The sequence below is a fragment of the Streptomyces sp. DSM 41931 genome, from assembly GCF_050271085.1.
GTDB classification, from domain to species: domain Bacteria; phylum Actinomycetota; class Actinomycetes; order Streptomycetales; family Streptomycetaceae; genus Streptomyces; species Streptomyces albogriseolus.
In genome coordinates this window covers 3,294,077-3,312,150 of the sequence record NZ_CP189902.1, presented here as the reverse complement: position 1 = coordinate 3,312,150, position 18,074 = coordinate 3,294,077, and the positions used below count along the sequence as shown (strand labels likewise).

Here is an 18,074-nt window from a genome sequence, read left to right as displayed (position 1 = left end):
GGCGTCCCTTCTGGTCAACCACGCGGAGGAACCGTGTCCGGATTCGTCGACAAGCCCGAGCCGATCCAGGTTCCGGGCCTGGTGCATCTGCACACCGGCAAGGTGCGCGAGCTGTACCGGAACGAGGCGGGCGACCTCGTGATGGTCGCCAGCGACCGCATCTCCGCCTACGACTGGGTGCTGCCCACCGAGATCCCGGACAAGGGCCGGGTGCTCACCCAGCTCTCCCTGTGGTGGTTCGACCAGCTCGCCGACCTGCTCCCCAACCACGTGCTGAGCACCGACCTCCCGGAGGGCGCCCCCGCCGACTGGGCGGGCCGCACCCTGGTGTGCAAGTCGCTGAACATGGTCCCGGTGGAGTGCGTGGCCCGCGGCTACCTCACCGGGTCGGGCCTCGCCGAGTACAACGAGACCCGGACGGTCTGCGGACTGGCCCTGCCCCACGGCCTGGTCGACGGCTCCGAGCTGCCCGCCCCGATCTTCACGCCCGCCACCAAGGCCGCCGTCGGCGAGCACGACGAGAACGTCTCCTACGAGGAGGTCGCCCGCCAGGTCGGCGCGGAGACCGCCGCCCAGCTGCGCCAGGCGACCCTCGCCGCCTACTCCCGCGCCCGCGACATCGCCCGCGACCGGGGCATCATCCTCGCGGACACCAAGTTCGAGTTCGGGTACGACGGGGACAGCCTGGTCATCGCGGACGAGGTGCTCACCCCGGACTCGTCCCGCTTCTGGCCGGCCGAGCAGTGGGAGCCGGGGCGCGCGCAGCCCTCGTACGACAAGCAGTTCGTGCGCGACTGGCTCACCTCGGGCGAGTCGGGCTGGGACCGTAAGAGCGAGCAGCCTCCGCCGCCGCTGCCGCAGCAGGTCGTGGACGCCACCCGGGCGAAGTACGTGGAGGCGTACGAGCGTCTGACGGGCATCACCTGGAGCTGACGCGCGGCACGGGGGCCGGGGCGCACGACGCCTCGGCCCGCCCCCAGGGCGCTGGCACACGACGAAGGCCCCGGTCGGTGACCGGGGCCTTCGTCCTCTGAGCGAACGACGAGGTTCGAACTCGCGACCTCAACCTTGGCAAGGTTGCGCTCTACCAACTGAGCTACGTTCGCCTGCTGCGCCGTGGCGCGAGCACCACTATACCCAACCGCGCTCGCGGGCGAGACGCACCGCTGTGTGGCGGTTCTCCGCGCCGAGCTTCGAGACGGCGGAGGAGAGATAGTTCCGCACGGTCCCCTGGGACAGCCGGGCCCGCTCCGCGATCTCCGCCACGGGCGCCCCGTCCGCCGCCAGCTCCAGCACCTCCGCCTCGCGCGCGGTGAGCGGCGAGTCGCCGGCGGCGATCGCGTCGGCTGCCAACTCGGGGTCGACGTAGCGGTTTCCCGCGTGCACGGTGCGGATGATCTCCGCGAGCCGCTGGGCGCTGACGGTCTTGGGGACGAAGCCCCGCACCCCCGCCGCGAGCGCCCGCTTGAGATGCCCCGGGCGCCCGTGCCCGGTCACGATCAGCACCTGGCAGCCGGGCAGCTCGGCGCGCAGGGTTGTGGCGACCTTCACACCGTCCGCGCCGGGCATCTGGAGGTCCAGCACGGCGACGTCCGGGGCGTGGGCCCGCGCCATCGCCAGGGCCTCCGGGCCGGACGCGGCCTCGGCGACCACCATGAGGTCGTCCTCCAGGGACAGCAGGGCGGCCAGCGCCCCGCGGATCAGATGCTCGTCGTCGGCGAGCAGCAGCCGCACCACACCGGTCACGACGCGACCTCCAGCGCGGGACGCGCGGTCAGCGGAACCTCTGCGACGAGCCGGAACTCGCCGTCCCCGGCCTCTCCGGCGTCCAGCGTGCCGCCCACGGCGGACAGCCGCTCCCGCAGCCCGGCCAGCCCCGTTCCGCCCGTACGGGAGGACCCGTGCGGGGCGGTCGCCCCGTCGTTCCGCACCGTCAGCACCACACGCCCCTCCGGCCTGAGCACCGTGACGGTGCACTTCTTCGCGTCACCGTGCCGCAGCACGTTGGTGGTCGCCTCCCGCACCACCCAGCCGAGCGCCGACTGCACCTCGGCGGGCAGCCCGTCGGTGCCGCCGCTGACCTCGCAGTCGATCCCGGCCGCGCGCAGCACGCCGCGGGCGCCGTGGAGTTCGGCCTCCAGGTCGGCCCGGCGGTAGCCGCGCACCACCTCGCGCACCTCCCGCTGGGACTCCTGGGCGATGCGCTGCACCTCGATCATCTGCTCGACCGCCTCGGGCCGTTCGCGCCGCGCGAGCTGGACGGCCAGCTCGCTCTTGAGCGCGATCACGGCGAGGTTCCTGCCCATGACGTCGTGCAGGTCGCGGCCGAAGCGGAGCCGCTCCTCGGCGACCGCGAGCCGGGCCCTGGTCTCCCGCGCCTCGTCGAGGGCGTAGACGGCTTTGAGCAGCCAGACGGAGAAGCAGGAGGTGGCCGCGAAGAAGCCGCTCGCGGCCGTCAGGAACGCGGCCGCGGCCAGCGCGCCGAGGGCGGGCATGCCGGCCGGCCAGGCCACCAGACCCGCGCCCGCCCCGTACCCGAGGACGAGCCGGACGACGTTCCGCCGGTCCTTCACACCGAGGGCCATCATGCCGACGCCGTAGCTGAGCGTGGCGCCGAAGACCGAGCCCAGGACGGTGGCCGTGTCCTCCCCGCCGGGTCCGTGCCGGCTGAGGACGAGGGCGGTGACGGCGAGCGCGGCGGTGACGGCGCCGAGCGCCCACAGCAGCCGCAGCGGCTGGGGTCGCCGGCCGCACGTCCAGTCCAGGGCGCGGGAGGCGGTCACCATGGCCAGCGCGACATGCGCCGCGACCGGCACCATCAGCAGCAGCGCGAACCGCGCCTCCACATGGCCGAAGGCGGTCACACCGATCACCGTCGGCTCGGACAGCGCGATGAAGTGGAACGACCACCGCGTGTACGTCTCCACCTTGGCGGGCGTGCTCTTGCGCCCCCACCAGCCGCCCGGGCTGCCCATCCACCGCTCCTGTCCGTACCGTCGTCCGCCGCCGCACCCGTCACCGGGGTGCGGCCGTCCGCCCCCTGTTCAGCGCCTCAGCGCCGCGGCTCCCAGCGGAACCGCCGCCGTACAGCAAACACCGCCAGGGCGGTCCAGGCCAGGGCGATCACGAGGGCCCCGAGGGACTCCCCGGCCGTGAGGTCGCCGGTCCAGCCGCCGCGCACCAGACTGACGACCGGGGTCAGCGGCAGCAGCTCGCAGACCGACGCCAGACGGTCCGGGAACAGCTCCAGCGGGACGAACATCCCGGAGCCCAGCATCGACACGATCAGCAGCGGCATGGGCGTGACCTGGGCGCTCTCGCCGGTGCGCGTCCAGCTCGCGGTGACGGCGGCGAGCGCCGCGCTGAGCACGAGGCCCAGCAGCAGCCCGAGGACGGCCAGGTGGGGAGCGGAGGGCGCGGAGAGGTCGAGCAGCACGGTGCAGGCCGTGATCAGCAGCAGGCTTTGCAGCAGCCCGGTGAGGACGGCCGGCAGCGCGGACCCGGCGAGGATCTCCGCGTCCCGCAGCTCGCCGGTGCGCAGCCGCTTCAGCACCAGCTCCTCGCGCCGCAAGACGTAGACACCGACGAGCGAGGAGTACACGGCGAACAGCAGCGAGAAGCCGACGGCGGCGGGCAGGACGAGCTCACCGGCGGTGAGCCCGGCCTCCGCGAGGTCCATCTCCTCGGCGGCGGAGCGCACGCTGAGCGGCATGATCAGCGGCACGAACAGCGCGGCGAAGAGGGTGCCCTTGCTGCGTCCCAGCAGGGTCAGTTCGGCCCGGGCCAGGGACGTCATCCGGCCGGCCGGGGTGGTCGTGGTGGTGCTCATACCGCGTACTCCCGCGTGGTCACGTCGTTCGGCGCGGAGGCCGAGGCGTCCTTGGCGATGGTGAGGAAGGCCTCCTCCAGGGAGGCCGAGCGCACGTCGAGCCGGCGCAGCTCCACGCCCGCGTCCCGCGCCCACACCAGCAGCTCGGTGGCCGAGCGCTGCAGGTCGCGGGTGCGCAGCCGGACGGTGCGGCCGTCCACGGTGTGGTCGCCCACGCCGATCGGGCCGAGCGGCGGGAGGTCGCCCAGGTGGTAGCCGTCGGGCAGGTCGAAGGTGATCCGGGACGGCTCGGTCGCGGTGACCTCGGCCGGGGTGCCGGTGACGGCGATCCGCCCGTCGTGCATGATCGCGAGCCGGTCGGCGAGGTTCTCGGCCTCCTCCAGGTAGTGCGTGGTGAGCAGCACGGTGGTGCCGGCGTCGCGCAGCGCGCTCACCAACTCCCAGGTGTCGTGGCGGCCTTCGGCGTCGAGTCCGGTGGTCGGCTCGTCGAGGAACAGCACCTCGGGGTCGCCGAGCAGCGCGAGCGCCAGGTCGAGCCGGCGGCGCTGGCCCCCGGACAGCTGCTTGACCCGGACGTCGGTCTTGGAGGCCAGGCCCACCATCGCGAGCACCTCCCGCTCGGGTCGGGCGCCGCTGACGCAGCCCGCCCACATGCGGGCGGTCTCGGCGACGGTCAGCTCGGAGGGGAAGCCGCCCTCCTGGAGCATCACGCCGGTGCGGTGCCGTACGGCGGCGCGCTCGCTGTAGGGGTCGTGGCCGAGGACCCGGACCCGTCCGCCGGCCGGCGGGGCCAGTCCTTCGAGGAGTTCGACGGTGGAGGTCTTGCCGGCGCCGTTGGTGCCCAGCAGGGCGAAGATCTCCCCGCGTCGCACGGTGAAGTCGATCCCGCGCACCGCTTCGAACCCGCCCCCGTAGACGCGTCGCAGCCCTGTGACCTCGATCACGTGCTCAAGTCCGTTCGTTTCCATGCCTCGAGCCTCGCGGCCGGCGGAAGGACTCGGCAGTGCGCGGTGTCATCACGGGACATGACAAATGTCAGAGGGGCCGTACGGATCCGAGGCCGGACGGAGAGAGCGCCGTGGGGCGGGCACACGAAAAGACCCCGGTCCGAGGGACCGGGGTCTTGTTCCCGAGCGGACGACGAGGCTCGAACTCGCGACCTCAACCTTGGCAAGGTTGCGCTCTACCAACTGAGCTACGTCCGCATTGCCTCCGACCGGCTCTCACCGATCGGCGCGGGCACCAGCTTACCTGATCCACCAGTGTGGTCGGTATGTGGTGCAGAGCGGGTGACAGGAATTGCACACTGCGCCTTCCCCCTGGAAGGGGGATGTTCTACTACTGAACTACACCCGCATGTCCTCGGACCGGGCCCTTCGGCCTCGCCCCTCGGCGTGCTCCAGACTTTAGCTGATCAGCAGGGGGGCTGCGCAAGTCGGTTGCCCGGAGCGCCCGGTGACCGGCCGTCGGCGGGGTCACCCGGCCGGGGCCGGCTCCGTACGCGGGTGCGGTTCCGGGCGCGGAGCCGGGCGCGGTTCAGCGGGCCGCGGCGAACGCCTCGTAGACCTTCTTGGGGATGCGGCCGCGGGCCGGGACGTCCATCCGGTTCGCCTGCGCCCAGGCGCGCACGGCCGCCGGGTCCGGGGCGACCTCGGTCTGCCGGTAGGCCTTGCCGGAGCGGGCGCGCTTGCGGCCGGCGTCCACGTAGGGCTCGAGCGCCTCACGCAGTTTCCTGGCATTGGCTTCGTTGAGGTCGATCTCGTACGACGTGCCGTCGATCCCGAAGGCGATCGTTTCCGCCGCTTCCGAGCCGTCGATGTCGTCGAAGAGAGTGACCACGACCTTCTGCGCCACGAATATCGGTCCCTTCGTGCGACACCTCTTCCGTCCGGCCGTCCGTGATGACGTGCCGGTACGGTCGCCGAGATGCCGGCTGTCCGCGTGTAATCGGGCAAAGTATCTGCTAATGACAATTCATTTGTACAGTGCCCGGCAATGCAATGGGAAGCCCGACTAAATCTGTCCGCGTGTCCGGGCGCAATAGCGGTGTGCGGGAGAAGGCGGATCTTTCCCGGATCTTTTCCAGCGGGTCTCCCCGCGATGCCGAATCGTGACGGTGCTCACGTAGATTCCTACAACTCTACTCGCGTAGAAATTTTGTGCGGGTAGTCTGAAGGGACCTGCTCAGCACCACACACCGGGAGTGCCAGTGGCACGCGTCGTAGTCGACGTCATGCTCAAGCCGGAGATCCTCGACCCCCAGGGCCAGGCGGTGCAGCGCGCACTGCCGCGTCTGGGTTTCGAAGGGATCTCGGACGTCCGTCAGGGAAAGCGATTCGAACTGGAAGTTGACGGGCCGGTCGACGAGGCCGCGCTCGCCCGTATCCACGATCTTGCGGAATCCTTCCTCGCCAACACCGTGATCGAGGACTTCACCGTCCGCGTCGAGGAAGTGGCGGAGGCGGCCAAGTGACCGCTCGTATTGGCGTCGTCACTTTCCCGGGCAGCCTGGACGACCGGGACACCCAGCGCGCGATCCGCGTCGCCGGCGCCGAACCCGTCGCCCTCTGGCACAAGGACAAGGACCTCAAGCAGGTCGACGCCGTGGTGCTCTGCGGCGGTTTCAGTTACGGCGACTATCTGCGCGCCGGCGCCATCGCGCGCTTCTCGCCGGTCATGGACACCGTCATCGACCAGGCCCGGGCGGGCATGCCGGTGCTCGGCATCTGCAACGGCTTCCAGATCCTCACCGAGGCGCACCTGCTCCCCGGCGGCATGCTGGGCAACGACCACCTGCACTTCATCTGCCGCGACCAGAAGCTGCGGGTGGAGAACGCGGACACCGCCTGGACCACGGACTACGAGGCCGGCCAGGAGATCCACATCCCGCTGAAGAACATGGACGGCCGCTACGTCGCCGATCGGCGGACGCTGGACGAGCTGGAGGCCGAGGGCCGCGTGGCCTTCCGCTACCTGGACTTCAACCCCAACGGCTCGCTCAACGACATCGCCGGCATCACCAACGAGGCCGGGAACGTCGTCGGCCTGATGCCGCACCCCGAGCACGCCGTCGAGTCGCTGATCGGTACGGGCCGTACCGACGGCCTGCCGTTCTTCACGTCGATCCTCAAGAAGCTGGTCAACGCATGAGCCGGACGCCTCTGGACACGGTCGAGCACGCGGCCGCGACCCCCGACGTCGAGCTGCCCTGGGCCGAGCTGGGCCTGAAGAAGGACGAGTACGAGCGGGTGGTGGAGATCCTCGGCCGCCGCCCGACCGGCGCCGAGCTCGCCATGTACTCCGTGATGTGGTCCGAGCACTGCTCGTACAAGAGCAGCAAGGTCCACCTGCGCCAGTTCGGCGAGAAGGCCCCCGAGTCCGACGCGCTGCTCGTCGGCATCGGCGAGAACGCGGGCGTCGTGGACGTCGGCCAGGGCTACGCGGTCACCTTCAAGGTCGAGTCGCACAACCACCCGTCGTACGTCGAGCCCTACCAGGGCGCGGCCACCGGCGTCGGCGGCATCGTCCGCGACATCATCGCGATGGGCGCCCGCCCGGTCGCGGTCGTGGACCCGCTGCGCTTCGGCGCGGCCGACCACCCCGACACCAAGCGCGTCCTGCCCGGCGTGGTCGCCGGCATCGGCGGCTACGGCAACTGCCTGGGCCTGCCCAACATCGGCGGCGAGGTCGTCTTCGACGCCTGCTACCAGGGCAACCCGCTGGTCAACGCCGGTGCCATCGGCGTCATGCGGCACGAGGACATCCACCTCGCCAAGGCGTCCGGCGCGGGCAACAAGGTCGTCCTGTACGGCGCCCGGACCGGCGGCGACGGCATCGGCGGCGCGTCCATCCTCGCCTCGGAGACCTTCGACGACGCCAAGCCGTCGAAGCGCCCCGCGGTGCAGGTCGGCGACCCCTTCCAGGAGAAGCTGCTCATCGAGTGCACCCTGGAGGCGTTCCAGGAGAAGCTCGTCGTCGGCATCCAGGACCTCGGCGCGGCCGGTCTGTCCTGCGCCACGTCCGAGCTGGCCTCCAACGGCTCCGGCGGCATGCGCGTCACCCTCGACGACGTCCCGCTGCGCGACTCCACGCTCTCGCCCGAGGAGATCCTCATGAGCGAGTCGCAGGAGCGCATGTGCGCGGTCGTGGAGCCCGACAAGGTCGACCGCTTCCTCGAGATCTGCGACAAGTGGGACGTCATCGCGACCGTCATCGGCGAGGTGACCGACGGCGACCGCCTGGAGATCTTCTGGCACGGCGAGAAGATCGTCGACGTCGACCCGCGCACCGTCGCCCACGAGGGCCCCACCTACGAGCGCCCCTACGCCCGCCCGTCCTGGCAGGACGAGCTCCAGGCGGACGACGCGAACAAGCTGCCCCGCCCGCAGAACGGCGAGGAGCTGAAGGACCAGGTCCTCAAGCTGGTCGCCTCGCCGAACCAGGCGTCCAAGCAGTGGATCACCCAGCAGTACGACCACTTCGTGCAGGGCAACACCGTCCTCGCCCAGCCCGAGGACTCCGGCATGATCCGCATCGACGAGGCGTCCGGCCTCGGCGTCGCGATCGCCACCGACGGCAACGGCCGGTACGCCAAGCTCGACCCCTACGCGGGCGCGCAGCTGGCCCTCGCGGAGGCCTACCGCAACGTGGCCACGACCGGAGCCAGGCCGCTCGCCGTCTCCGACTGCCTGAACTTCGGCTCGCCGGAGGACCCGGCGGTGATGTGGCAGTTCGCGGAGGCCGTGCGCGGTCTTGCGGACGGCTGCAAGCAGCTCGGCACGCCGGTGACCGGCGGCAACGTCTCGCTCTACAACCAGACGGGCGAGGCGGCCATCCACCCGACTCCGGTGGTCGCCGTCCTCGGCGTCATCGACGACGTGGCCCGCCGCACCCCGGTCGCCTTCCAGGAGGAGGGCCAGCTGCTGTACCTCCTCGGCGACACCCGCGAGGAGTTCGGCGGCTCGGCCTGGTCGCAGGTGATCCACGACCACCTCGGCGGACTGCCCCCGAAGGTCGACCTGGAGCGTGAGCGGCTGCTCGGCGAGATCCTGATCTCCGCCTCCCGCGACGGCATGATCGACTCCGCGCACGACCTGTCGGACGGCGGTCTGATCCAGGCCGTGGTCGAGTCGGCGCTGCTCGGCGGCAAGGGCGCGCGTCTGGTCGTGCCCGACGGGCTGGACGCGTTCACCTTCCTGTTCTCCGAGTCGGCCGGCCGCGCGATCGTCGCCGTGCCGCGCTCGGAGGAGGTCCGCTTCAACGACATGTGCGGTGCGCGCGGCCTTCCGGCCACCCGCATCGGCGTCGTCGACGGCGACACGGTCGAGGTCCAGGGCGAGTTCTCCCTCCCCCTGGCCGACCTGCGCGAGGCCCACGAGGGGACGATTCCGGCGCTGCTGGCCTGAGGGCGCTGCTGGCCTGAGCCACGGCCCGTCGCCGTCCTTCGCGGCTCTCCGCCGCTCTTCGCGCACGAAGCCCCCGCCCTTCCGGCGGGGGCTTCGTCGTGTCCGGTCGTCCACAGGTGTGCACGTCCTCTTGCGCGGAATTACGAAGTTACGTAATCTCGAACACGTGGAACTGGAACAGCGCATGACCGAGCTCGAGCGCCGCATCGCGGCCCTCGAAGCCGCCGACCGTACGGCTCCCAGCACGGGCGAGGGCGACTTCTGGGCCCTGGAGGGACTCAAGGAGCAGCTTGCCGAGCTGAAGGCCGCCGACGGAGGCGTGCTGTTCACCGGCGCGGTGCGGCTGCCGACCGGTGAGCGGTACGACTGGCAGCACGGGGCGCTCACCTCGGACCTGCTCGCCTACGAGTGGCCGGACGCAGCCGAGTCCTTCGCGGCCCTCGGTCACCCGGTCCGGCTCCGGCTGCTCCGGGAGATAACGGGCGGCCGCCGCACCGCCGCCGAACTGGCGGAGCTGGACGACATCGGCACGACCGGGCAGATCTACCACCACCTGCGCCAGCTGACCGCCGCCGGCTGGCTGCACAACACCGGCCGGGGCCGACACGAGGTCCCGGCGGGCCGGGTGGTGCCGCTGCTGGTGGCGCTGGCGGCGGCGCGGCCCTGACCGCACCGACGAACACAGGGGGAAGCATGTCCGCACGCAAACTCGCCATGACCGCCTACCGCACGCTCCAGATCGCCTTCTTCGCCCTGGTGATCGCCCATGTGACGCTGGACCTCGGCCATCCGGTGTGGTGGGACTTCCTGCCGCTGGTGCTGGCCTACGCCGTCCTGGTCGTCGCCAACCGATGGGGCGGTGCCCCGGACAGCCCTCGCGCCGCCCGGGAACCCGTCGAGGTCGAGCCCCCGGTCACCGGCCGCTGGACGGCGCTGAACAGCCCGGCGGACCACACGCCGAGCCACCACACCCACGCCTACGGCCAGACCTTCGCCATCGACGTGGTCGCCGAACCCGAGCCGGGCTCCCGTCCGGCGTTCCGCGCGCTGTGGCCCGTAGCCCGCCGCAACACCGACTTCCCGGCCTACGGCGCCCCGCTGCACGCGGTGGCCGACGCCACCGTCGTCCGCGCCGCCGACCGGGCCCGCGACCACCTCAGCCGCACCTCGCTGCCCGCGCTGGCCTATCTGATGATCCTCGAGGCGAACGTGCGCGACCTGCTCGGCGCCGGAAAGATCCTCGGCAACCACGTCGTCCTCGACCTCGGCGACGGCGTGTACGTCCTCTACGCCCACCTCAGGCGCGGCTCCCTGACCGTCCGCGAGGGCGACCGGGTGCACGCGGGACAGGTGCTCGCCCAGGTCGGCAACTCGGGCAACTCCACCGAGCCCCACCTGCACTTCCAGCTGATGGACGGCCCCGACCCGGACACCGCACGCGGCATCCCCTTCGCCTGGCGCGGCACCGGCGTCCCCCGCAACAACGAGGTGTTCGAGATACCCGCCCGGCGGGCCGGCGCCCCCGCATAGGCTTCCGCCATGCCACCGGCCAGGAAACGCCCCCGCTCCTACGACCCCGCCAAGACCCGCGCCGCCGTCCTGGCCCAGTTCGGGAACGTGCGCACCGCGGTCGGCGCCCTCACCCCGGAGCAGCTCGCCGCGCCGACAAGGCTCGGCGACTGGACCGTCCGGGAGCTGGTCGCCCACATCGGGGTCGCGCTGCTGGCCGTCGACCGGCTGCTGGACGAGCCGGAGCCCGCCAGGCAGGATGCCCGGCTGACCGACTGGCCCTCCGCCATCGCCGCCGACGCCGGAGCCATCGCCGGCACCGCGCACCGGCTCGCCGCCGGCCACCCCGACCTCGACGCCTACCTGGCGGACGCCGAGCGGCGCTTCACCGCCCGCCTCGACGCCCACCCGAGCGGCAGGCTGCTCCCGACCAGCGCGGGCGCCCTGCCCCTCACCGACTACGTCGTCACCCGCGCCGTGGAGCTGGTCGTCCACACCGACGACCTGAACGCCGCCGTCCCCGGCCTGGACGTCCCGTACGACCGGCAGGCGCTCGCCACCTGTGTGCGGCTGCTGGCCGACGCGCTCGCCGCGAAGGCGCCTGGCGGCTCCACGGAGGTGCGTGTGCCGCCGTTCGCGGTGGTGCAGTGCGTCGAGGGGCCCCGGCACACCCGCGGCACCCCGCCGAACGTGGTGGAGACCGACCCGCTGACCTGGATCCGGCTGGCCGGCGGGCGGCTCTCCTGGCCGGACGCCGTGGCCTCCGCCGAGGTCAGCGCCGGCGGGGAGCGGGCCGACCTCGGGCCGTACCTGCCGCTGCTCGGCTGAGAAGCGGGCGCCGAAACCGGGGGAACCGCCCGCTCCGCACCTCCGTCGAAGCGGCATGGACCGACAGAAGCACACCTCGCGCAGGACCCTGGCCGCCGTCGCCGTGCTCGTCGTCCCGCTCGCCGCAGCGTGCGGCAGCGAGAAGGCGGGCGCCGGCAGCGGCGCCGCCGAGGCGGAGCGGCCGGTCACCGGCGTCCGCTGGACCGTCGACAGCGTCACCGTCGACGGCGCCACCCACCGCGCCCCCGACGGCGCCCACCTCACCCTCGGCGAGGACGGCCGGGCCACCGGCAGCTACGGCTGCAACCTCTTCGAGGCCCGCGTCCGCACCGACGGCGACCGCGTCCGCATCGGCGAACCGGAGACCACCCTGCGGCCCTGCGACGACCAGGTCATGGCAGGCGAGAGCGCCGTCTCCCGCACCCTGGCCGCCGGAGAGCTGAAGGCCGACGTCAGCGGCGGCCGCCTCACGCTGACCACCGCGTCCGGCGACACCGTGCGCCTCAGCGAGGCGAAGGACAGCCCGCTGCACGGCACCCGCTGGAACGTGACCACCCCCGACGGGGCAGGCCGCGCCCACCTCACCTTCGACGAGGGCGGCACGGTCTCCGGAAACCTGGGCTGCAACCAGGTGAACGCCGAGGCCACCGTGCGCGACGGCCATATCACCCTCGGCCTCCCGTCCCTGACCCGAATGATGTGCGAAGACTCACTCATGGACGCCGAGAAGGCCTTGACGAAGCTCTTCAACGGCACCGCCCGGTACGCCGTCGACGGCGACACCCTCACGCTGACCAGCCAAAACGGCACCGAGGTACGGGCCGTCGCGTCCCGCTGACCCACCCGCGGGGCCGCATCCCGCATTCGGACCAGTGGTCGGTCTCGCCTACACTCGGAGGCGTGCCACGTGGTGACGGACGACTCAACCACGACCTGCTCCCCGGTGAGAAAGGCCCCCAGGACGCTTGCGGCGTCTTCGGTGTCTGGGCTCCGGGCGAAGAGGTCGCCAAGCTCACGTACTTCGGGCTCTACGCCCTCCAGCATCGGGGCCAGGAATCCGCGGGAATCGCGGTCAGCAACGGCTCCCAGATCCTCGTCTTCAAGGACATGGGCCTGGTGTCCCAGGTCTTCGACGAGACCTCCCTCGGCTCCCTCCAGGGTCACATCGCGGTCGGTCACGCCCGCTACTCGACCACGGGCGCCTCCGTGTGGGAGAACGCCCAGCCGACGTTCCGCGCCACCGCGCACGGATCCATCGCGCTCGGCCACAACGGCAACCTGGTCAACACGGCGCAGCTCGCCGAGATGGTCGCCGAGCTCCCCAAGGAGAACGGCCGCGCGCCCAAGGTGGCCGCGACCAACGACACCGACCTGATCACCGCCCTGCTGGCCGGCCAGCGCGCCGCCGACGGCGAGCCGGTGACCGTGGAGCAGGCCGCGCACGTGGTCCTGCCCAAGGTCAAGGGCGCCTTCAGCCTCGTCTTCATGGACGAGAACACCCTCTACGCGGCCCGTGACCCGCAGGGCATCCGCCCCCTGGTCCTCGGCCGGCTGGAGCGCGGCTGGGTCGTCGCCTCCGAGTCCGCCGCCCTCGACATCTGCGGCGCGAGCTTCGTGCGCGAGATCGAGCCGGGCGAGTTCGTCGCCATCGACCAGAACGGTCTGCGTACGTCCCGATTCGCGGAAGCGAAGCCCAAGGGCTGCGTCTTCGAGTACGTGTACCTGGCCCGCCCGGACACCGACATCGCCGGCCGGAACGTGTACCTCTCGCGCGTCGAGATGGGCCGCCGGCTCGCCAAGGAGGCCCCGGTCGAGGCGGACCTGGTCATACCGACCCCGGAATCGGGCACCCCGGCCGCCATCGGCTACGCGGAGGCCTCCGGCATCCCCTTCGGCGCCGGCCTGGTCAAGAACGCGTACGTCGGCCGTACGTTCATCCAGCCCTCGCAGACCATCCGGCAGCTCGGCATCCGCCTGAAGCTGAACCCGCTCAAGGAAGTCATCAAGGGCAAGCGCCTGGTCGTCGTCGACGACTCGATCGTGCGCGGCAACACCCAGCGGGCCCTGGTCCGCATGCTCCGCGAGGCGGGCGCCGCCGAGGTTCACATCCGGATCTCCTCGCCGCCCGTGAAGTGGCCCTGCTTCTTCGGCATCGACTTCGCCACCCGCGCCGAGCTGATCGCCAACGGCATGACCATCGAGGAGATCGGCACCTCGCTCGGCGCCGACTCCCTGGCGTACATCTCCCTCGACGGCATGATCGAGGCGACCACCATCGCCAAGCCCAACCTGTGCCGCGCCTGCTTCGACGGCGAGTACCCGATGGAGCTGCCCGACCCCGAGCTCCTCGGCAAGCAGCTGTTGGAGACCGAGCTGGCCGCCGGCACCGCCGCCCCGGCCGCGGTCGACGCGATCCGCCGCCCGTAAGCCCTGACGGACGACACGAAAGCTCTCACAGCCATGTCCCAGAACACTGGTGCCAGCTACGCAGCGGCGGGCGTCGACATCGAAGCGGGCGACCGCGCCGTCGAGCTGATGAAGGAGTGGGTGAAGAAGACGCAGCGCCCCGAGGTCCTCGGCGGCCTCGGTGGATTCGCCGGCCTCTTCGACGCCTCCGCCCTGAAGAAGTACGAGCGTCCGCTGCTCGCCTCCGCCACGGACGGCGTCGGCACCAAGGTCGACATCGCGCGCCAGATGGGCGTGTACGACTCCATCGGCCACGACCTGGTCGCGATGGTCATGGACGACATCGTGGTGTGCGGCGCCGAGCCGCTGTTCATGACCGACTACATCTGCGTCGGCAAGGTCCACCCCGAGCGCGTCGCCGCCATCGTGAAGGGCATCGCGGAGGGCTGTGTGCTGGCCGGATGCGCCCTGGTGGGCGGCGAGACGGCCGAGCACCCGGGTCTGCTGGGTCCGGACGACTTCGACGTCGCCGGGGCCGGTACGGGCGTGGTGGAGGCCGACCGGCTGCTCGGCGCGGACCGCATCCGTTCGGGTGACGCGGTGATCGCCATGGCGGCCTCCGGACTTCACTCCAACGGCTACTCGCTGGTCCGTCATGTGCTGCTGGAGCAGGCGGGGCTGTCGCTGGACGCCCGGATCGACGAGCTGGGCCGCACCCTCGGCGAGGAGCTGCTGGAGCCCACCAAGATCTACTCGCTGGACTGCCTGGCGCTGATCCACACGACCGAGGTGCACGCGTTCAGCCACGTCACCGGCGGCGGACTGGCGGCCAACCTGGCCCGGGTGATCCCGGACGGGCTGCACGCCACGGTGGACCGCTCCACCTGGACGCCCGCCCCGGTGTTCGACCTGGTCGGGCGGACCGGCTCGGTCGAGCGGCTGGAGCTGGAGAAGACGCTGAACATGGGCGTCGGCATGATCGCGATCGTGCCGCAGGAGTCCGTCGACGTGGCGCTGACCACGCTGGCCGACCGCGGCGTGGAAGCCTGGGTGGCCGGCGAGATCACCGAGCGCGATGACCACACCACGGGTGCTGCTCTTGTCGGTGACTACGCGAACTGAGCACGGGAGTGCTGCCCGCACGGTGAACGGGCGGGCAGCACTCCGGCCGACGGAGCCGGTCCGGGCAGCACTGAACCCGGCGGGTGACCGAGGTCACCGACCGGGCTCATGCATCACGCAACGTCAGGCGCCGCGACGCTGTTGCGAGGACGGGCCGTCCTCGTCCTCCTCGTCGTCCCCGTAGAGGTCGGCGTACTTTGCGTACAGGTCGTCGTCTTGCTCATCGTCCTCGAAACGATCACCGTTCGGTGACTGATTCGACGTCGATGCGCCCAGCTCCTCGGCCAGGCGTGAGAGGTCAGTCCCACCGCTGTTGTACTTCAGCTGGCGGGCGACCTTCGTCTGCTTGGCCTTGGCCCGGCCGCGCCCCATGGCTCGACCCCCTCAACGACGGGGCTCGACGGCCCCAGAGTCTTGACACGCGTTCATGGTCCAGAACGGGCTCTCCGTGGAGAGACCGGTCCGTAGGGCTTCCACGGTACCTGAGCCCGCGCCCATACGGTACGTCGCCCGCATGACGTGCCCGCGCCCGGGACCGCCGAGGCGCCCCGTCCTCGCTGGTCAATCGCGATTTTAACCACTTATCGACGGCCGACCCGCCGGGAGAAGTGAGAGTTCTCTCCAAGTGTCTCCCGGCGGGTACCGCTCATGTGTGCGAAAACACCCCGATCGGGAGCGCCCCGCACGGACCTCACCGCAGCGGACGCGCCTCCGCCATCCGCTGCTCGGCGATCCGGTCGGCCGCGGCGGCCGGCGGAATACCGTCCTCCTTCGCACGTGCGAATATGGCGAGCGTGGTGTCGAAGATCTTCGACGCCTTCGCCTTGCACCGGTCGAAGTCGAAGCCGTGCAGCTCGTCCGCCACCTGGATCACGCCGCCGGCGTTCACCACGTAGTCCGGCGCGTAGAGGATCCCGCGGTCCGCGAGGTCCTTCTCCACGCCCGGGTGGGCGAGCTGGTTGTTGGCCGCGCCGCAGACCACCCTGGCGGTCAGCACCGGCACGGTGGCGTCGTTCAGGGCGCCGCCGAGCGCGCACGGGGCGTAGATGTCCAGGCCCTCGGTGCGGATCAGCGTCTCGGTGTCGGCCACGGCCGACACGCCCTCGGGGTGCCGGTCGAGGATCCGGCGGACGGCGTCCTCACGCACATCGGTGATCACGACCTCGGCGCCCTCGGCCCGCAGGTGCTCCACCAGGTGGTGCCCGACCTTGCCCACGCCCGCGATCCCCACCTTGCGGTCCCGCAGCGACGGGTCGCCCCACAGGTGCTGGGCGGCAGCCCGCATGCCCTGGTAGACGCCGTAGGAGGTGAGCACCGACGAGTCGCCCGCGCCGCCGTTCTCGGGGGAGCGGCCGGTGGTCCAGCGGCACTCCCGGGCCACGACGTCCATGTCGGCGACATAGGTGCCGACGTCGCACGCGGTGACGTAGCGGCCGCCGAGGGAGGCGACGAACCGGCCGTAGGCCAGCAGCAGCTCCTCGGTCTTGATCCGCTCCGGGTCGCCGATGATCACGGCCTTGCCGCCGCCGTGGTCGAGACCGGCCATGGCGTTCTTGTACGACATCCCGCGCGCGAGGTTGAGCGCGTCGGCGACGGCCTCCTCCTCGGAGGCGTACGGGTAGAACCGCGTGCCGCCCAGGGCGGGGCCCAGAGCGGTGGAGTGGAGGGCGATGACGGCCTTGAGGCCGCTGGCACGGTCCTGGCAGAGCACGACTTGTTCGTGGCCGCCCTGGTCCGAACGGAACAGGGTGTGCAGGACGCCGTCAGATACGTCGGTCACTGTGGTGACTCCTGAGTAAGTAGCGGCGGGTGGGACGGGCTCCCGTACGGGTGGCGGGGGCTGTGGCACGAGAGTAGATCCTCCCGCGCCCGACGGCGGCACTGTGTCCCGGATCACCTCCGTCCGGAGTATCGCGTGCGACGATTTGCCGGGGTTCCTCACCCGTCCGGGCGGGGGCCGGGCAGGTTTTCGCAGCGGTCCGCGGGGGAGGGAGCAGAGCGTGACCAAGGTGTCCTCGGTGATCGTCCCCTACGCCTCCTACCTGCGCGTGTACGAACCGCTGGCCGCCTTCCCCGAGCCGGAGCGCGGCCACTGGGAGCGGTACGCCCGGCGTGACGACCTCCCCTCCTACCAGGAGGAGCTGCGCCGGTCGCTGGCCGGCCTCGCGGCCCTCCCGCCGACGCCGGTCCCGGTGCACGAGAGCGACGACGCCTTCGTGCTGGAGACGGACGGCGAGGTCCGGGTCTGCCCGTGGCGCACCCGGCTGCGCGGCTGGCAGGCCCTGGGCGGGCTCGCGGAGGAGTACCCGCTGCCGGTCCTGGACGCCCTGCTGCCCCCGGTCGTGCGGCACGAGGTGAGCCGGGACTACGAGCGGTGGCTGGCCGAGCACCCCGACGCGCGGCCGTGGATCCGCACCTCCACCTGGCAGGTGCCGATCAACTGGTTCGTGCTCTTCGCCGACGAGGAGCGCGAGTACGCCAAGGGCTCCGCCGGGGAGGTCCCGGTCCTGCGCTACCGCACGCCCATGGTCCAGGCGCGGCGCCGGGTGGCGCGGGGGCTGCGGGCGCTGCGGGACGCCGTGGACGAGAGCCCGCTGATCGACGGTCTGGTGGACGTCGGCCGCTGGCTGGAGGAGTTCCACCCGCGGTCGCTGGTCGAGCTGGACTACGGGGGGCTGGTGCACGCCCTGCCGGCCGGCGCCCTGGAGGGCGACCACTCGGCGGCGGACGTCGGCGAGGGGATCGCGGCGCTGCGGAGGGGCGACGAGGGGGGCGCGGCGGATGCCTACGGGCGCCTCGTCGAGCGCTGGCGCGCGGTCCGTGACCTGCGCTCGGCGAACTGACGTTTGACCTGGCGCCCTTCTTGGGGTTTTGTCTTCGCCCTGAGGTGGTTGAAGTCGCGTCAATCCGGATGCGACATCGGACGTAGCGGCTGTTCCGGGCGTAAGTCCCAAGCGTGTCAAGCGTGACGGACC

18 protein-coding genes and 3 tRNA genes are annotated in these 18,074 nt (G+C 71.6%); 11 read left to right on the top strand and 10 right to left on the bottom strand.

Annotation, left to right across the window (positions count from 1 at the left end; genetic code table 11):
- Positions 1-33: 33 nt before the first annotated feature.
- Positions 34-933 (top strand): phosphoribosylaminoimidazolesuccinocarboxamide synthase, encoded by a 900-nt coding sequence (locus ACP7TJ_RS15365; protein ID WP_093768550.1) that lies wholly within the window; start codon positions 34-36, stop codon positions 931-933.
- A gap of 100 nt (positions 934-1,033) precedes the next feature.
- Here the strand turns inward: ACP7TJ_RS15365 and ACP7TJ_RS15360 are convergent.
- The 8 genes from ACP7TJ_RS15360 to ACP7TJ_RS15325 all read right to left on the bottom strand — a co-directional run bounded on the left by ACP7TJ_RS15360 (position 1,034) and on the right by ACP7TJ_RS15325 (position 5,683).
- Positions 1,034-1,106, bottom strand: a tRNA-Gly gene (locus ACP7TJ_RS15360).
- A gap of 25 nt (positions 1,107-1,131) precedes the next feature.
- Positions 1,132-1,746: a response regulator transcription factor gene (locus ACP7TJ_RS15355; protein WP_176710895.1), complete on the bottom strand. Its 615-nt coding sequence runs from the start codon at positions 1,744-1,746 to the stop codon at positions 1,132-1,134.
- Positions 1,743-2,975: a sensor histidine kinase gene (locus ACP7TJ_RS15350; protein WP_093768549.1), complete on the bottom strand. Its 1,233-nt coding sequence runs from the start codon at positions 2,973-2,975 to the stop codon at positions 1,743-1,745. Before ACP7TJ_RS15350 ends, ACP7TJ_RS15355 begins: the two co-directional genes overlap by 4 nt.
- Positions 2,976-3,052: 77 nt before the next feature.
- Positions 3,053-3,829: an ABC transporter permease gene (locus ACP7TJ_RS15345; RefSeq protein ID WP_376725932.1), complete on the bottom strand. Its 777-nt coding sequence runs from the start codon at positions 3,827-3,829 to the stop codon at positions 3,053-3,055.
- Entirely contained in the window at positions 3,826-4,797 is a 972-nt protein-coding gene (locus ACP7TJ_RS15340) for an ABC transporter ATP-binding protein (RefSeq protein WP_167741457.1), read from the bottom strand. Before ACP7TJ_RS15340 ends, ACP7TJ_RS15345 begins: the two co-directional genes overlap by 4 nt.
- A gap of 164 nt (positions 4,798-4,961) precedes the next feature.
- Positions 4,962-5,034: transfer RNA gene (locus tag ACP7TJ_RS15335), tRNA-Gly, on the bottom strand.
- A gap of 79 nt (positions 5,035-5,113) precedes the next feature.
- Positions 5,114-5,185 (bottom strand) — tRNA-Gly (locus ACP7TJ_RS15330).
- Between the two features lie 180 nt (positions 5,186-5,365).
- A complete protein-coding gene (locus ACP7TJ_RS15325) occupies positions 5,366-5,683 on the bottom strand; it encodes a histone-like nucleoid-structuring protein Lsr2 (protein WP_093768546.1) in 318 nt (105 codons plus the stop codon).
- Positions 5,684-6,038: 355 nt separating this feature from the next.
- On the opposite strand from ACP7TJ_RS15325, the gene purS reads away from it, so the two are divergent.
- From purS to purM, 9 genes are all read left to right on the top strand, one after another.
- Positions 6,039-6,302: a phosphoribosylformylglycinamidine synthase subunit PurS gene (purS, locus tag ACP7TJ_RS15320; protein WP_006133353.1), complete on the top strand. Its 264-nt coding sequence runs from the start codon at positions 6,039-6,041 to the stop codon at positions 6,300-6,302.
- Positions 6,299-6,979 (top strand): phosphoribosylformylglycinamidine synthase subunit PurQ, encoded by a 681-nt coding sequence (gene purQ / locus ACP7TJ_RS15315; protein WP_093768545.1) that lies wholly within the window; start codon positions 6,299-6,301, stop codon positions 6,977-6,979. The genes purS and purQ overlap by 4 nt, the downstream gene beginning before the upstream one ends.
- Positions 6,976-9,234 carry a phosphoribosylformylglycinamidine synthase subunit PurL gene (gene purL, locus ACP7TJ_RS15310; protein ID WP_427763522.1) on the top strand — a complete coding sequence of 753 codons (2,259 nt, stop codon included), beginning with the start codon at positions 6,976-6,978 and terminating at the stop codon, positions 9,232-9,234. The genes purQ and purL overlap by 4 nt, the downstream gene beginning before the upstream one ends.
- Before the next feature lie 166 nt (positions 9,235-9,400).
- Positions 9,401-9,901 (top strand): ArsR/SmtB family transcription factor, encoded by a 501-nt coding sequence (locus ACP7TJ_RS15305; protein WP_367507416.1) that lies wholly within the window; start codon positions 9,401-9,403, stop codon positions 9,899-9,901.
- A 26-nt stretch (positions 9,902-9,927) separates the two neighbouring features.
- Positions 9,928-10,764: a M23 family metallopeptidase gene (locus ACP7TJ_RS15300; RefSeq protein ID WP_427763520.1), complete on the top strand. Its 837-nt coding sequence runs from the start codon at positions 9,928-9,930 to the stop codon at positions 10,762-10,764.
- 9 nt (positions 10,765-10,773) lie between these two features.
- Entirely contained in the window at positions 10,774-11,571 is a 798-nt protein-coding gene (locus tag ACP7TJ_RS15295; RefSeq protein WP_367542353.1) for a maleylpyruvate isomerase family mycothiol-dependent enzyme, read from the top strand.
- Positions 11,572-11,626: 55 nt separating this feature from the next.
- Complete coding sequence (locus ACP7TJ_RS15290) at positions 11,627-12,409, top strand: META domain-containing protein (RefSeq protein WP_427763518.1); 783 nt, start codon at positions 11,627-11,629, stop codon at positions 12,407-12,409.
- Positions 12,410-12,471: 62 nt separating this feature from the next.
- Positions 12,472-13,998, top strand: a complete 1,527-nt coding sequence (gene purF / locus ACP7TJ_RS15285) for an amidophosphoribosyltransferase (RefSeq protein ID WP_093768540.1) — start codon at positions 12,472-12,474, stop codon at positions 13,996-13,998.
- 33 nt (positions 13,999-14,031) lie between these two features.
- Positions 14,032-15,099 (top strand): phosphoribosylformylglycinamidine cyclo-ligase, encoded by a 1,068-nt coding sequence (purM, locus tag ACP7TJ_RS15280; protein ID WP_427763516.1) that lies wholly within the window; start codon positions 14,032-14,034, stop codon positions 15,097-15,099.
- A gap of 123 nt (positions 15,100-15,222) precedes the next feature.
- Here purM and ACP7TJ_RS15275 read toward each other — a convergent pair whose 3' ends face one another.
- Together ACP7TJ_RS15275 and ACP7TJ_RS15270 are read right to left on the bottom strand one after the other, a co-directional pair.
- Positions 15,223-15,471 carry a DUF3073 domain-containing protein gene (locus ACP7TJ_RS15275; protein ID WP_093768538.1) on the bottom strand — a complete coding sequence of 83 codons (249 nt, stop codon included), beginning with the start codon at positions 15,469-15,471 and terminating at the stop codon, positions 15,223-15,225.
- 319 nt (positions 15,472-15,790) lie between these two features.
- A complete protein-coding gene (locus ACP7TJ_RS15270) occupies positions 15,791-16,879 on the bottom strand; it encodes a Leu/Phe/Val dehydrogenase (protein ID WP_167741462.1) in 1,089 nt (362 codons plus the stop codon).
- Between the two features lie 220 nt (positions 16,880-17,099).
- Between ACP7TJ_RS15270 and ACP7TJ_RS15265 the strand changes: the two genes are divergently transcribed.
- Complete coding sequence (locus ACP7TJ_RS15265; RefSeq protein WP_093768536.1) at positions 17,100-17,942, top strand: hypothetical protein; 843 nt, start codon at positions 17,100-17,102, stop codon at positions 17,940-17,942.
- Positions 17,943-18,074 lie beyond the last annotated feature (132 nt).